The organism is Superficieibacter sp. BNK-5 (assembly GCF_047456055.1).
In the GTDB taxonomy this organism is placed as follows: Bacteria; Pseudomonadota; Gammaproteobacteria; order Enterobacterales; family Enterobacteriaceae; genus Superficieibacter.
Genome location: NZ_CP179893.1, coordinates 1,587,538 through 1,600,590 on the forward strand (window position 1 = coordinate 1,587,538; position 13,053 = coordinate 1,600,590).

The 13,053-nt window shown below is 55.4% G+C and carries 14 protein-coding genes; 4 read left to right on the plus strand and 10 right to left on the minus strand.

All coding sequences use genetic code 11. The annotated features are described in order from the left end of the window. Positions 1 to 38 precede the first annotated feature (38 nt). Positions 39 to 461, plus strand: a complete 423-nt coding sequence (gene yidD, locus ACMGGS_RS07605) for a membrane protein insertion efficiency factor YidD (protein WP_414165627.1) — start codon at positions 39 to 41, stop codon at positions 459 to 461. A 47-nt stretch (positions 462 to 508) separates the two neighbouring features. Here the strand turns inward: yidD and cspA are convergent, their stop codons facing one another. Together cspA and ACMGGS_RS07615 are read right to left on the minus strand one after the other, a co-directional pair. Then, entirely contained in the window at positions 509 to 721 is a 213-nt protein-coding gene (gene cspA, locus ACMGGS_RS07610; protein WP_049839272.1) for an RNA chaperone/antiterminator CspA, read from the minus strand. Positions 722 to 998: 277 nt separating this feature from the next. Next, positions 999 to 1,289: an HTH-type transcriptional regulator gene (locus ACMGGS_RS07615; RefSeq protein ID WP_414165628.1), complete on the minus strand. Its 291-nt coding sequence runs from the start codon at positions 1,287 to 1,289 to the stop codon at positions 999 to 1,001. A 323-nt stretch (positions 1,290 to 1,612) separates the two neighbouring features. Here ACMGGS_RS07615 and ACMGGS_RS07620 point away from each other — a divergent pair, with 323 nt between their 5' ends. Further along, positions 1,613 to 2,323, plus strand: a complete 711-nt coding sequence (locus ACMGGS_RS07620; RefSeq protein WP_414165629.1) for a DUF3053 domain-containing protein — start codon at positions 1,613 to 1,615, stop codon at positions 2,321 to 2,323. A 56-nt stretch (positions 2,324 to 2,379) separates the two neighbouring features. Here ACMGGS_RS07620 and ghrB read toward each other — a convergent pair whose 3' ends face one another. The 6 genes from ghrB to ACMGGS_RS07650 all read right to left on the minus strand — a co-directional run bounded on the left by ghrB (position 2,380) and on the right by ACMGGS_RS07650 (position 8,394). Beyond that, positions 2,380 to 3,354 (minus strand): glyoxylate/hydroxypyruvate reductase GhrB, encoded by a 975-nt coding sequence (gene ghrB / locus ACMGGS_RS07625; protein WP_414165630.1) that lies wholly within the window; start codon positions 3,352 to 3,354, stop codon positions 2,380 to 2,382. A 21-nt stretch (positions 3,355 to 3,375) separates the two neighbouring features. After that, positions 3,376 to 4,656: an MFS transporter gene (locus ACMGGS_RS07630; RefSeq protein ID WP_414165631.1), complete on the minus strand. Its 1,281-nt coding sequence runs from the start codon at positions 4,654 to 4,656 to the stop codon at positions 3,376 to 3,378. A 62-nt stretch (positions 4,657 to 4,718) separates the two neighbouring features. Continuing rightward, positions 4,719 to 5,657 carry a sugar kinase gene (locus ACMGGS_RS07635; RefSeq protein WP_414165632.1) on the minus strand — a complete coding sequence of 313 codons (939 nt, stop codon included), beginning with the start codon at positions 5,655 to 5,657 and terminating at the stop codon, positions 4,719 to 4,721. A 2-nt stretch (positions 5,658 to 5,659) separates the two neighbouring features. Then, positions 5,660 to 6,409, minus strand: a complete 750-nt coding sequence (locus ACMGGS_RS07640; RefSeq protein WP_414165633.1) for a sugar phosphate isomerase/epimerase family protein — start codon at positions 6,407 to 6,409, stop codon at positions 5,660 to 5,662. A 100-nt stretch (positions 6,410 to 6,509) separates the two neighbouring features. Further along, positions 6,510 to 7,526: a LacI family DNA-binding transcriptional regulator gene (locus tag ACMGGS_RS07645; RefSeq protein ID WP_414165634.1), complete on the minus strand. Its 1,017-nt coding sequence runs from the start codon at positions 7,524 to 7,526 to the stop codon at positions 6,510 to 6,512. A 205-nt stretch (positions 7,527 to 7,731) separates the two neighbouring features. Further along, a complete protein-coding gene (locus ACMGGS_RS07650) occupies positions 7,732 to 8,394 on the minus strand; it encodes an OmpA family lipoprotein (RefSeq protein WP_194207507.1) in 663 nt (220 codons plus the stop codon). A gap of 161 nt (positions 8,395 to 8,555) precedes the next feature. Between ACMGGS_RS07650 and ACMGGS_RS07655 the strand changes: the two genes are divergently transcribed. Further along, the gene (locus tag ACMGGS_RS07655; protein ID WP_414165635.1) at positions 8,556 to 10,889 is read left to right on the plus strand and encodes a molybdopterin guanine dinucleotide-containing S/N-oxide reductase; all 2,334 of its coding nucleotides are present in this window, start codon (positions 8,556 to 8,558) and stop codon (positions 10,887 to 10,889) included. On the opposite strand, the gene ACMGGS_RS07660 is transcribed toward ACMGGS_RS07655, so the two are convergent. Together ACMGGS_RS07660 and tag are read right to left on the minus strand one after the other, a co-directional pair. Further along, the gene (locus ACMGGS_RS07660; protein ID WP_414165636.1) at positions 10,852 to 11,298 is read right to left on the minus strand and encodes an N-acetyltransferase; all 447 of its coding nucleotides are present in this window, start codon (positions 11,296 to 11,298) and stop codon (positions 10,852 to 10,854) included. The genes ACMGGS_RS07655 and ACMGGS_RS07660 overlap by 38 nt on opposite strands. Continuing rightward, on the minus strand, positions 11,276 to 11,857 hold the full coding sequence (tag, locus tag ACMGGS_RS07665) for a DNA-3-methyladenine glycosylase I (protein WP_414165637.1): 582 nt from the start codon (positions 11,855 to 11,857) through the stop codon (positions 11,276 to 11,278). Before tag ends, ACMGGS_RS07660 begins: the two co-directional genes overlap by 23 nt. Before the next feature lie 215 nt (positions 11,858 to 12,072). Here tag and ACMGGS_RS07670 point away from each other — a divergent pair, with 215 nt between their 5' ends. Beyond that, the gene (locus ACMGGS_RS07670) at positions 12,073 to 12,774 is read left to right on the plus strand and encodes an autotransporter domain-containing protein (protein ID WP_414165638.1); all 702 of its coding nucleotides are present in this window, start codon (positions 12,073 to 12,075) and stop codon (positions 12,772 to 12,774) included. Positions 12,775 to 13,053: the final 279 nt, after the last annotated feature.

Here is a 13,053-nt window from a genome sequence, read left to right on the forward strand (position 1 = left end):
TTTACAGTTCGTTATCCCGAAGATAAAGAAGTAAATTTATGGATGAATTTATATTAAAGCTCATTGCTTTCTACCAACGCGTTATCTCTCCCCGTAAAGGCTATCGCTGCGCTTATGGCGTTCTGCATCACACCCACGGCTGTTCCGGCGCGGTAAAACACATCATCCAGCAGAAGGGCATTATTGCGGGCTGGCACGATATTCGTCAGCGCTTTGCTGATTGTCATGAGGCGGCACAAACGCTACGTGCGAGGCGTTTATCTGAAGACGAAGATGAAAGCGAGCGTAAGAATAAACGCCGCGAACGGGCTGAATGGTGCTGCGATATGGGGACAACGCCCGCTGATTGCGTACCGTCAGAGTGCCCGGATGTGTCCTGCCCGGAAATCCCGTTTCCCGATGTCAGCTGTCCCTGCGATTGCTCATGGTCTGGCGTTTTGCTCAGGCGGAAAAAAAGATAAAAAAAATCCCCGCCGAGGCGAGGATTCGAATTCTGAGCTGTTTAAGCTTACAGGCTGGTTACGTTACCAGCTGCCGGGCCTTTAGCGCCGCTTTCGATGGTGAAGGACACTTTCTGACCTTCGTCCAGAGATTTGTAACCCTGGTTCTGGATAGCAGAGAAGTGTACGAACACGTCTTTTGAGCCATCGTCAGGAGTGATGAAACCAAAGCCTTTATCAGCGTTGAACCATTTTACGATACCAGTCATTTTACCGGACATAGCGATTACCTTTAAAAGATATATGAGTGCCTTTCGGCAATATGGCGTGCATTACAGATTTTGAAGCGTTAAAGGAAAAGCTCTCAACGAAGGGTATCAAATGGAGTACTCTTGAAGGACACTGCTTAACTAAACTGCTTTATGGTCTGTATATCAAACCGTCGAGTGCATTAACGCATTTACGACGGCCAAAAGCAAACTTTATTTTTAACTGAATGCAATTTCTGAGATGCCGCACCGGAAACGGTCCTGTATCAGGACCGTTAAAACTGAAGAATTATTCCATTAACTCTTTACTTAACTTAGGGTTAGCCTGAATCAGACGCATTAGCTTGAGTTCAGTAGCCGTCGGTTTTACCCGTTTAGACTCCCATTCCTGCACCTTTGAGACCGTTACGCCCACAGCTCTGGCGAAATCAGCCAGTTTAAGCCCTGTACCTTTGCGTAATTGTTCTATCTCAGCGTTCGCCTTCGGCTTCTGGGGTGGGGTAATTTTCTGCGGTACATCTTTAAAAACAATAAGTTCCAGATTGTTCATCAATTCGATCATAGGATCTTTAAATTCCATTGAGTACCCCCGTACACACACAGCGTGATCGTGAATAATGTCGAGCTTTTTAAGAATAGTCGGGAAATGGGCAATAGATAGTTACCTGGATGACTATTTGCTGGTTATTTTTCCAGGTCGCCTCAACAATCGGCCCGGGAGGGAGGGCAACCCGCTGATAGATCACTCAATCTGCTGGTATAGACGTATATTGTCAGCAGATAGCGATTTTTCAGCTTAGGCTGCATGAAAAGGTATCCTGTAAAGCCGTCCTGGACTATCCTTGTCAGCGTCAGACACGCTGGTGTCGGTGTGCACTTTTTTAGGGTGAAAGGAGTATAAAAATGGCGACAGGAAAGTCCTGCTCTCGCTGGTTCGCGTCTGTGATGGCGTTATTAATGGTAGTTAGCCTGAGTGGGTGTTTTGATAAAGAGGGCGATCAGCGCAAGGCGTTCATCGATTTCCTGCAAAATACGGTGATGCGGAGCGGTGAACATCTGCCAGCATTGACCTCCGATCAGAAAAAACAGTTTGGGCCTTTGGTGACTGACTACGCGATCCTCTATGGCTATTCACAGCAGGTGAATCAGGCGATGGATGAAGGTCTGCGCCCGGTCGTTGACAGCGTAAACGCGATTCGTGTGCCGCAAGACTATATGACGCAGCGCGAGCCGCTACGCCAGGCCAATGGTTCGCTGGGCGTGCTGAGTCAGCAGCTGCAAAATGCCAAAATGCAGGCAGATGCCGCGCACTCGGCGCTGAAACAGGGCGACGATCTTAAGCCGGTGTTTGACCAGGCTTATGAAAAAATCGTAACGCGTCCGGCGGATGCATTACAGCCGTTAATTCCGGCCGCGCAGATCTTTACTCAGCAGCTGGTGCAGGTGGGTGATTTTGTTGCCCAGCAGGGCACCCAGGTTGGATTTGCCGCGAATGGTATTCAGTTCCCGACCTCGCAGCAGGCCAGCCAGTATAACTCTCTGATTGGGCCGCTGGCGTCTCAGCATCAGGCTTTCACTCAGGCGTGGAACGCTGCGGTGAGCGCAACGCAGTAACCTTCAAAACCTCATCCTGCGCTGGCGGGATGAGGTTTACTTTTTAACGCCTAGCCTTAGCCTACCACTTTCGGATTCACACAGTTTTTATCCACCTTGCCGTTCAGCGCGTCGATCAGGTTATCCACCGCGCAGGCCGCCATGTTGTAGCGCGTTTCATGCGTGGCGGAACCAATATGCGGCAGCGCGACTACGTTCGGCAGCGACAGCAGGGGAGAATCTTTAGGCAGCGGCTCCTGCTCAAAGACGTCCAGCCCTGCGGCATGGATCTGGCCGGTTTTTAGCGCTTCAATCAGCGCCTGCTCGTCAACGACCGGTCCACGTCCCGCATTAATGAAAACGGCGGAGTTTTTCATCTTCGCAAACTGTTCCGCGCCGATCAGATGGTGAGTCTCATCGGTCAGCGGCAGCACCAGGCAGACAAAATCCGCTTCCTGTAACAGGGTATCCAGATCGCAGTAGTGCGCGTTGAAGCGTTCTTCTGCTTCAGTATGATGACGGCGGGCGTTATACAGAATGGGCATGCCGAAGCCAAAATGCGCCCGCTGCGCCAGCGCCAGACCAATACGGCCCATCCCGACGATGCCCAGCGTTTTTTGGTGAACATCAATGCCAAACCAGTCCGGGCCGATACCTTTGGTCCATTCTCCCGCCTTCACGCGTTCCGCCACTTCCACCACGCGACGGGCGCTGCTTAGCACCAGCGCCATCATGGTATCGGCCACGGTTTCAGTGAGAACGGTCGGCGTGTGCATCAGCGCAATTTTACGCTCGTTCAGCGCGTCGACGTCAAAATTGTCATACCCGACGGAAATGGTAGAGGTGGCGCGCAGCCTGGGCATTTTTTCCAGCAGCGCGGTGTCCACCGTTTCACTTGAGCCGAGCAGTCCTTGCGCGTTGGCGAAAGCGTCGGCATGCTGTTCAACGGTCTCCGGCTTCAGGTTCGTCACCTGTGTCACGGTGAAATGCTCTTCCAGTTTTTGATACAGATTGTCAGGCAATGCTTTGTAGAGAATGACGGACGGCTTCATGATATCTCCCTAATGGTAGGTTCAGGCGTGGTGTGCGCCTGCCGGAAGCTGTTGATTATTCGCAGGCTTAACAATCAAAGTAAGCCACACTGAGGCAAAAAGTGCTACCCCCATAAATATATACGACGCTGAAGGTGAGCCAGTCGAACCGTTGAGATAACCGACAAACCACGAGCCGAAGAAGGAGCCGAGCGCGCCCATGCTGTTGATCAGCGCCATCGCGCCGCCCGCCACGTTACGCGGCAGCATCTCCGGGATAATGGCGAAAAACGGACCATAGGAGGCATACATCGCGGCACCGGCAATCAACAGCAGCGTATAGGATACCCAGAAGTGATTTGCGCCTACCGCCCACGAACCAATAAAGGCGAAAGCGGCAATCAATAATAACGGCCAGACGAACAGTTTACGGTTTTGCAGTTTATCCGACGCCCATGAGGCGACAATCATGGCGATAGTGGCCGCCAGATAAGGCACCGATGACAGCCAGCCCACCTCAACCATACCCAGATTGGCACCGGCGCTGTGAATAATGGACGGCAGCCACAGCACGAAACCATACACGCCGATGCTCCAGGCAAAATACTGCATACAGAGTAAGATCACGTTGCGCGAACGAAACGCCTCGCCGTAGTTACGCACGGCTTTAATGCCCTGCTGCTCTTTCTCCAGTTGCGCCTGCAAGGCGGCTTTCTCATCTTCAGCCAGCCAGTTCACCTGCGCCGGTTTATCTTTTACCAGCACCCACCAGCAGAAGGCCCAGATAATGGCCGGAACGCCTTCGATGATAAACATCTCGCGCCAGCCCAGCGCCTGAATCAGATAGCCGGATACCACCGACATCCACAGCACGGTCACCGGGTTGCCAAGGATCAGGAACGTATTGGCACGCGAGCGTTCGGATTTGGTAAACCAGTTGCTAATATAAATCAGCATTGCAGGCATTACCGCCGCTTCCACAACGCCGAGAATAAAGCGGATAGCGGCCAGCATCGGGATATTGGTGACCATCCCGGTTAAGGACGCGCAGGCACCCCAGAGGATCAGGCAGACAAAAATCAGTTTGCGGACGCTACGGCGCTCGGCATACACCGCGCCGGGGATCTGGAAGAAAAAATAGCCGAGGAAAAACAGCGCGCCCAGCAGGGAGGAGATCCCTTTGGTGATACCTAAATCATCGTTAATGCCCGCAGCGGAGGCGAAACTAAAGTTCGCGCGATCGAGGTACGCCAGGCTGTAGGTAATAAACACGATGGGCATGATATACCACCAGCGTTTTGTTGCATTTGTTGCGCTTTTCATAGGCCAGCCTCTGATAATGAGAGAGTCGCTGCCTCTGACGGTAGGGTACAGAGGCGTGATTGCTACTGATTAAGTTGTTCTCTTGTCGGCAATCCTTCGCTGTCGCCCTGAACCTGGATGGCCAGTGCGCCAATTTTATTACCTCGTGTTACCGCCTGCTCCAGCGTTTCACCTTCCAGCAGGGCGCTGATAACGCCAACGGCAAAACCATCACCTGCACCCACGGTATCCACGACATTCTCAACCCTGACGGGCGGGACGCAGCCCTGACGGCCATCGGTGGATTTGAACCAGGCACCGTCAGCGCCGGTTTTAATCACCACCGCCTTCACGCCTTTATCGAGATAAAAATCCGCGATCGCCTGTGGATCGGAATGCCCGGTCAGGATCATGCCTTCCTTCAGGCCCGGCAGAACCCAGTCGGCCTGAAAGGCGAGATGATTCAGTTTCTCCACCATCTCCGCCTCGCTGTTCCACAGCACCGGACGCAAATTAGGATCGAATGACAGGGTCTTGCCCTGCGCTTTCATCATCCGCGCGGCGTGATCGAGCAGCTCATACGAACTGGCAGACAGGGCCGCCGCCACGCCGCTGAGATGCAAATGGCGGGCGGAAGAAAAATGGCCCGGATGATAATCGTCCAGCGAAAGATGGCTGGCAGCGGAATTTTTACGAAAATATTCCACAATGGGATCGGTTCCATTTTCAGCTTTAGATTTCAACTGAAAACCGGTCGCGAAACGGTCATCAAGCGTCACGCCGTCAGTATTAATCCCTTCCTTTTTCAGACTGTTAAGCACGAAATGGCCAAAGCTGTCATTGCCGACGCGGCTGACCCAGCTCACCTTCAGACCCAGCCGGGCCAGCCCGGTCGCCACGTTCAGCTCGGCACCGGCGACACGTTTGATAAAGCGTTCGACATCACTCAGATCGCCGGTTTCAGTGGCAACAAACATCGCCATCGCTTCGCCAATCGTAATAACGTCCAGGGGGGTGTTCATGTTTACTCCTCGCGTAACAGGTCGACATAGCGACGCGTGACTGCCGTCAGATTGTTGCCTTCCAGCGGAAACTCAATGCCGCGCGGTACATCGACCGGCAACGACCGCAGCAGATCCTGCCAGCGTGCACCGCCTTCATCCGGCGCGATGGCGCGGTAGCTGTTCTGATGCTGCGTAGCGGCTTTGACATGGATATAGCTGACAAACGGGGCCAGATGATGCGCCGCCTGCTCTGGTGAATTCTCCACCCACAGCCAGTTGCCCATATCAAAGGTCAGCATAACGGGCAGCTCCTGTACCTGGCAGGCGGCGCTAAAACGCTGCATCGGTGGAAGCTGGCCGCATGCGGTCTGATCGTTTTCGACGAGCAGGCGAATACCGCTCGTCGCCAGCCAGCCGCGCAGGGTTTGCAGCGTCCGGGCGTCGGTGAAATGCCCGAGCGACACTTTCAGCCAGAGCGCATTCAGCGTGCGCGCTTCGCGCAACAGTTCCGGTAATTGCGGGTTAAGCGTGCCGTCGGCCAGATACAGCGGCTCGGGGGCTGAATAGCAGGCCAGCAGTTGATGTTCCGTGATGGCCACGCCGAGTGCGGCAAGGTCGGCCTGCTCCTGTTCATTGAACATTTCACGGCGGATCTCAACGCCATCGGCCCCGGCGGCGGCAATGACGGGAAGCATCGCGCGCTGACCGCCCGCCTGACGAACCTGGCCATGGCCATAGGCGGCAGTAACGACAAAGATTTTCCGGTTCATGATTAACTCCAGTGCAACATAATATCTATTACGCTAGATGGAACCGGTTCCAAAGAAAAGGACGCGATGGCGAAATTATGATCGCCATCACGAAGTGAAATTAACGGGAGGTAGAGCCGCGAACGATAAGTTCGCCGGAGAAAACCTGCTCGCGGATGGTATCGGCATCGCCTTCAATACGACGCACGACCTGTTCTACGGCGGCAAAACCGATTTGCCAGGTAGGTTGTTTGAGGGTGGTAATGCCAACGCCCGCCAGTTCAGCCCATTCAAGCTCATCAAAGCCCAGCAGCCCAATATCGCTGCCCCAGTGCAGGCCAATACGCCGCAGCGAACGGGCGACCTGCAACGTGAGCGCACCGTTGGCGGAGATCACCGCTTTGCGCATCCCGCGGTGGCGGGCGTGAAACTGACGCAGCGCATTATCCATCAGCGCGGCGTCGGTAAGCGGAACTTCGCTATTCTCCGCGACAAGGCCCGGGTAGCGCGCCAGCGTCGCCCGAAAAGCGCTTAACCGCTCGCGGCGGGTATTCACTGTGCCAAGCGGTTCGCTAAGAAACAACAGGGCTTCGAACCCCTGATCGATCAGATGCTCGGTGGCGGTGGTGGCTGCCTGCGTGTTATCAAGGCCGACCACATCACAGGCGAAATCGGGGATCTTGCGGTCGATAAGTACCATCGGCAGCGCCGACTGTTGCAGGCGGTTCAGCCCCTCTTCCCGCATGCCGACGGCGTTGACGACAATCCCTTCTACCTGGTAGCTGCGCAGTAGATCGAGGTAGTGCAGCTCCTGATCCAGTTCGTTATTGGTATTGCAGACCAGCGGCGTAAACCCCTTTTCACGGCAGGCGGCTTCGATACCGCTCAGCACATCCACGGAATAGGGATTGGTAATATCAGCGATAATCAGCCCAATCAGGCGCGTGCGCCCGCGTTTCAGGCCACGGGCCATCAGGCTCGGACGGTAATCAAGGTCAGCGATAGCCTTTTCGATACGCGCCAGCAGCGCGTCGGAAAGAAGATGCTTTTCACCGTTGAGGTAGCGTGAAATGCTGGTTTTCCCGGTTTTGGCCGCTTTGGCGACATCGCTAATCGTGGGGCGCGTTGCTTTGGTCATAGCTGATTCCCTTGCCTGAAGTGAGAACACCTTAACGCGAAAACAGGCGATGGCAAGCGCTTCATGTGGGGGAAACCATTGCAGGCCGGGCAAGGCTGGCATTATCGCGTATCAACGTGGACGCCATGCCCGGTGGCGCTGCGCTTACCGGGCCTACGATCGGGTATTGGGAATAGGGCCAATGCGCTGCCGCCGCCCGGCATTATTACTGGAGCGGGCTTAGCGTAATTTCTACACGACGGTTCTGCGCCTTGCCTTCTTCGGTGCTGTTGCTGGCAACCGGATTGGCGGGACCCATACCGGAGGTACGAATGCGGCTGGCGTCCACGCCCTGCGTGATGAGCGAGCTGCCCACTGAATCGGCCCGCTGTTTTGACAGGCGCATATTCAGATCCTGGCCACCCGTGCTGTCGGTATAGCCCACAATATTAACGGCGGTTTTCGGATACTCTTTCAGCACCATCGCCACGCCGGTCAGGGTATTGGCCCCGGCAGGTTTCAGCGTTGCGCTGCTGCTATCGAAGGTCACATTGCTCGGCATATTTAACGTGATGTTATCGCCATTTCGCGTCACGCTCACGCCGGTTCCCTGCATTTTCTCGCGCAGTTTCGCTTCCTGGACGTCCATATAATAGCCGACGCCGCCCCCCAGCGCTGCACCAGCAGCGGCACCAATCAGTGCGCCTTTACCGCGATCTTTTTTCGATGAGGAGAGTGCGCCGATACCTGCGCCAACCAGAGTACCTACACCCGCACCAACGCCGGATTTGCCCGCTTCGCGTTCGCCGGTATAAGGGTTAGTCGTACAGCCAGAAACGGCCAGCGTGCCACTGACCAGGGCAGCGATAACCAATACGCGTTTTTTCATCTTATTTCCTTAATCCTTTTTATTCTTTGCCTCAGCAGGCGTGACGGTTGATTATGGCGTGAGAATATGGAAAAAATTCCGGGGACAACTCCGAATTTTGTAAACAACATTGAACGGCGACAAACGCCGTCACACCTGCATCGACGACTCAGGAGCGCGTTTTGGCAATCCCATCAGCGAAAAAAACGGTACTTACAGCGGCCCACTGGGGACCCATGCTGGTCGAGACCGATGGCGAAACGGTATTTTCTTCCCGTGGCGCACTCTCCACCCCTTTTGAAAACTCGTTACAAACCGCCGTGCGCGATCAGGTGCACAGTAAAACGCGGGTGCGTTTCCCGATGGTGCGCAAAGGCTTTCTGACCTCGCCGGATAGCCCTCAGGGCGTGCGTGGGCAGGATGAATTTGTCCGCGTGAGCTGGGACGAGGCGCTGGATCTGATCCATGCTCAGCATCGGCGCATCCGGGACAGTTACGGCCCGGCCTCCATTTTCGCTGGTTCCTATGGCTGGCGCTCAAACGGCGTGCTGCATAAAGCGGCGACGCTGCTTCAGCGTTATATGAGCCTGGCGGGCGGTTATACCGGGCATCTGGGCGATTATTCTACCGGCGCGGCGCAGGCGATCATGCCTTACGTGGTCGGCGGTAATGAAGTCTACCAGCAGCAGACCAGCTGGCCGCTGGTGCTGGAACACAGCGACGTGGTGGTGCTGTGGAGCGCCAACCCGCTGAATACGCTCAAGATCGCGTGGAATGCCTCGGATGAGCAGGGCATTCCCTATTTTGACGCGCTGCGTAAAAGCGGTAAGCGGCTGATCTGCATCGATCCGATGCGATCTGAAACGGTGGATTTCCTCGGCGATGGTGCCGAGTGGATCGCGCCTCATATGGGCACGGACGTGGCGTTAATGCTCGGCATTGCGCATACGCTGGTGGAAAACGGCTGGCAAGACAACGACTTCCTGGCCCGCTGTACTGAAGGCTACGCTATCTTCGCCGCTTATCTGACCGGAGAGCGCGACGGTACGGCGAAAACTGCGGAATGGGCGGCGGAGATTTGCGGCATTCCTGCAGCGAAAATCCGCGAACTGGCGCATTTATTCCATCATCATACCACGATGTTAATGGGCGGCTGGGGGATGCAGCGCCAGCAGTTCGGCGAACAAAAGCACTGGATGCTGGTGACGCTGGCCGCCATGCTGGGACAGATCGGTACGCCGGGCGGCGGGTTCGGTCTTTCATACCATTTTGCCAACGGCGGCAACCCGACGCGGCGCGCGGCGGTGCTGGCATCGATGCAGGGCAGTGTACAGGGCGGTACCGATGCGGTAGATAAAATCCCGGTAGCGCGGATTGTAGAGGCGCTGGAAAACCCCGGCGCGCCGTATCAGCATAATGGGATGGACCGTCATTTTCCGGATATTCGTTTTGTCTGGTGGGCAGGCGGTGCCAACTTTACCCATCATCAGGATACCAACCGTTTAATTCGCGCCTGGCAAAAGCCGGAGCTGGTGGTGATTTCTGAATGCTACTGGACGGCGGCGGCCAAACATGCCGATATCGTCCTGCCTGCCACCACCTCGTTTGAGCGTAACGATCTGACCATGACCGGCGATTACAGTAACCAGCATCTGGTGCCGATGAAACAAGTGGTGACGCCGCGAGATGAAGCCCGTGATGACTATGAGGTGTTTGCCGATCTCAGCGAGCGCTGGGAGCGGGGCGGTCGCGAGCGTTTTACCGAAGGAAAAAGCGATCTACAGTGGCTGGAAACCTTCTATAACATCGCGGCGCAGCGGGGAGCCAGCCAGCAGGTGACGCTTCCGCCGTTCGAGTCCTTCTGGCAGGCCAATCAGTTGATTGAGATGCCGGAGAGCGAGCAGAATGCGCAGTTCGTCCGCTTTGCCGACTTCCGGCGCGATCCGCAGGCGTATCCGTTAAAAACGGCCAGCGGGAAAATTGAAATCTATTCCGCACGCATTGCCAGTTTTCACTACGCCGACTGTCCGCCGCATCCGATGTGGCTGGAGCCGGACGAGTGGCACGGCAATGCCGGGCCTGAGCAGTTACAGGTGCTGTCGGCGCATCCGGCGCACCGTTTGCACAGTCAGTTGAGCTACTCGCGGCTTCGCGAGCAGTACGCCGTTGCCGGTCGTGAGCCGATTACGCTGCATCCGCAGGACGCCGCCGCGCGCGGTATTCAGGAGGGAGACGTAGTGCGGGTATGGAATCAGCGTGGACAGGTGCTGGCGGGCGCGGTGATCACCGACGGCATCCGGCCCGGCGTGCTTTGCATTCACGAAGGCGGCTGGCCGGATCTTGACCCCATGGCTGGAGGGATCTGTAAAAACGGCGCGGTAAACGTGCTGACCAAAGATCTCCCCAGCTCGCGACTGGGGAATGGCTGTGCGGGCAATACGGCGCTGGCATGGGTCGAAAAATATACTGGCCCGGCACTCACGCTGACGGCATTCGATCCACCGCCCAACTCATGATCCACGTCGGGTGCTGGGTTTCCTCCTGCCAGGCGCTGTCCTCAATGCGAAAGCCCTGAGCATGGTAGAAATTCACCGCCCGCATATTTTTCTGATAGACCTCAAGACTCAGTATCGGAAAGCGCTGCTGCACGTGTTGCAGCAGCGCTCTTCCAATACCTCTGCCAATAAGCGCCGGGGAGACAAACAGCGCGCCAACAAACCGCTGTTCCATTACGCTGACAAAACCACCCGGTATGCCTTTCTCCTCCCACACCCAGGTTTGCGCGGCGGGTAAATAGACGTCGCGAACGATAGCTTCGCTTTCATACCAGTAGCGTTCGTTAATAAACGGATGGCCGTAGCGCGTGCTCTCCAGCCACAGATTCAGCAGCTTAGTGGTGTCTTTATTGTGCCAGGCGCGGATCATGCTGGCCTCCCGGATGACAAAAACAGCCTGTGATATGGTCGTTCACCAGACCGCAGGCCTGCATAAACGAATAGCAAATGGTGGTGCCGACAAACTTAAAGCCGCGTTTTTTTAACGCCTTTGCCAGCGCATCGGAAGCGGGGGTGGAAACCGGGATCTCGCCGAGGGTAGCGGCGTGGCGGATTTGCGGTTGATGATCGACAAATGACCAGACGAATTCTGCGAACGGCTCGCCCTTCTTTTCCATCTCAAGGTACGCACGAGCGTTGGCGATAATGGCCTCGATTTTCCCGCGATGGCGGATGATCCCGGCATCCAGCATCAGCCTTTCAACGTCCGATTCCTGCATGGCGGCGACGCGCTCAGGGTCGAAGTGATAAAAATTCTGGCGATAATTTTCTCGCTTTTTCAGGACCGTAATCCATGACAAACCGGCCTGTTGTCCTTCCAGACAGATCATTTCAAACAGTTTTTTACCGTCGGTTTGCGGTATGCCCCATTCACTGTCGTGATAGGTGATGTACAGCGGATCCTGACTTACCCAACCGCAACGTTGCATGGTCTTCTCCCTTCGCATTTTTTACAAAAATATATCAGCCAGCGGGCTTGACGTGTCTGTTAAAAAGACAATATTTAATACAGGGTTAAGCTCATTCTCTTTCAAGTTGCAGATCGGTGTATATGTTCGTTCAACTCGAATGACATGGAGTCCTTTTTCCCGCAAGCATAATCAAAAAAAATCGCCGAATTCGGCTCTTTCCAGGAGTCGCTTTGATGATAATAAAAAAGCGCAGTGGTCGCCGGGGCATGACGCTCCTGGCAGCTATGTCTGTTTGTCTGCTCTGGATGGACACAGCAAAAGCCTGGCAACAGGAATATATCGTTGATGACCAGCAAAGTAATACGACTGAACGTTATACATGGGATAACGATCACCAACCTAATTACAATGACATCCTCGCCGAGCGGATCAACTCGGCGCAAAATGTACCCGGTCTGGCGGTAAATCTGCCGGACAGCACGCCGCTGGATGCGACCAGCTCAATGAGTCTTGGCTGGAATATCGCGTTGCGCGAGAACGTCACCACCGGGCCGGTCGCCGCATGGCATTATGATGGGTCTTCTTATTCTGTTTATAACGAGTTCGGTGACAGCGTGGTGAATCAGGGGCTGGACCCGTTATGGCACGCCAGCGTTAGTTCGCTCGGCTGGCGAGTGGATTCACGCTTTGGCGATCTGCGTCCCTGGGCGCAAATTAGCTATAACCAGCAGTTTGGCGACAACCTCTGGAAGTCGCAGTCCGGGCTTAATCGCATGAGCGCGTTTGATCAGGAAGGCAACTGGCTGGATGTCACCGTGGGTGCGGATATGCTGTTGAATCAGCATCTGGCGGCCTATGCGGCGCTTTCTCAGGCGGAAAACACCAACGTCGGGGCGAACTATTTGTATACGATGGGGGTTAGCGCACGATTCTGACGGGGCGACGTTGGGCAAGCCTGCCGGGCGGCACTGCGTTTGCCCGGCCTACAAAACTCCCTCCGGCATTGTCGCCGGAATAACCGTTCGTCCAAAACCCTCTCCGGCATTGTCGCCGGAATAAACGTTCGTCCAAAACCCTCTCCGGCACCTTCCCCGGAATAACTCTTCGCCCAACGCGTAGGCCCGGTAAGCGCAGCGCCACCGGGCATGTATGGCCGCGGTGCCGGACCCCGACCTGCCCAACATCACCAACCTTTCACCCCGCATAACCTGCAT

What these genes read in the sequence shown, in the direction of transcription:
- ACMGGS_RS07650 (WP_194207507.1), bottom strand. Translation starts at nt 8,394, where the DNA reads ATGAAAAAACGCGTATTGGTTATCGCTGCCCTGGTCAGTGGCACGCTG.
- ACMGGS_RS07645 (WP_414165634.1), bottom strand. Translation starts at nt 7,526, where the DNA reads ATGACCAAAGCAACGCGCCCCACGATTAGCGATGTCGCCAAAGCGGCC.
- ACMGGS_RS07620 (WP_414165629.1), top strand. Translation starts at nt 1,613, where the DNA reads ATGGCGACAGGAAAGTCCTGCTCTCGCTGGTTCGCGTCTGTGATGGCG.
- yidD (WP_414165627.1), top strand. Translation starts at nt 39, where the DNA reads ATGGATGAATTTATATTAAAGCTCATTGCTTTCTACCAACGCGTTATC.
- ACMGGS_RS07670 (WP_414165638.1), top strand. Translation starts at nt 12,073, where the DNA reads ATGATAATAAAAAAGCGCAGTGGTCGCCGGGGCATGACGCTCCTGGCA.
- ghrB (WP_414165630.1), bottom strand. Translation starts at nt 3,354, where the DNA reads ATGAAGCCGTCCGTCATTCTCTACAAAGCATTGCCTGACAATCTGTAT.
- ACMGGS_RS07640 (WP_414165633.1), bottom strand. Translation starts at nt 6,409, where the DNA reads ATGAACCGGAAAATCTTTGTCGTTACTGCCGCCTATGGCCATGGCCAG.
- tag (WP_414165637.1), bottom strand. Translation starts at nt 11,857, where the DNA reads ATGCAACGTTGCGGTTGGGTAAGTCAGGATCCGCTGTACATCACCTAT.
- ACMGGS_RS07630 (WP_414165631.1), bottom strand. Translation starts at nt 4,656, where the DNA reads ATGAAAAGCGCAACAAATGCAACAAAACGCTGGTGGTATATCATGCCC.
- ACMGGS_RS07660 (WP_414165636.1), bottom strand. Translation starts at nt 11,298, where the DNA reads ATGATCCGCGCCTGGCACAATAAAGACACCACTAAGCTGCTGAATCTG.
- ACMGGS_RS07635 (WP_414165632.1), bottom strand. Translation starts at nt 5,657, where the DNA reads ATGAACACCCCCCTGGACGTTATTACGATTGGCGAAGCGATGGCGATG.
- cspA (WP_049839272.1), bottom strand. Translation starts at nt 721, where the DNA reads ATGTCCGGTAAAATGACTGGTATCGTAAAATGGTTCAACGCTGATAAA.
- ACMGGS_RS07615 (WP_414165628.1), bottom strand. Translation starts at nt 1,289, where the DNA reads ATGGAATTTAAAGATCCTATGATCGAATTGATGAACAATCTGGAACTT.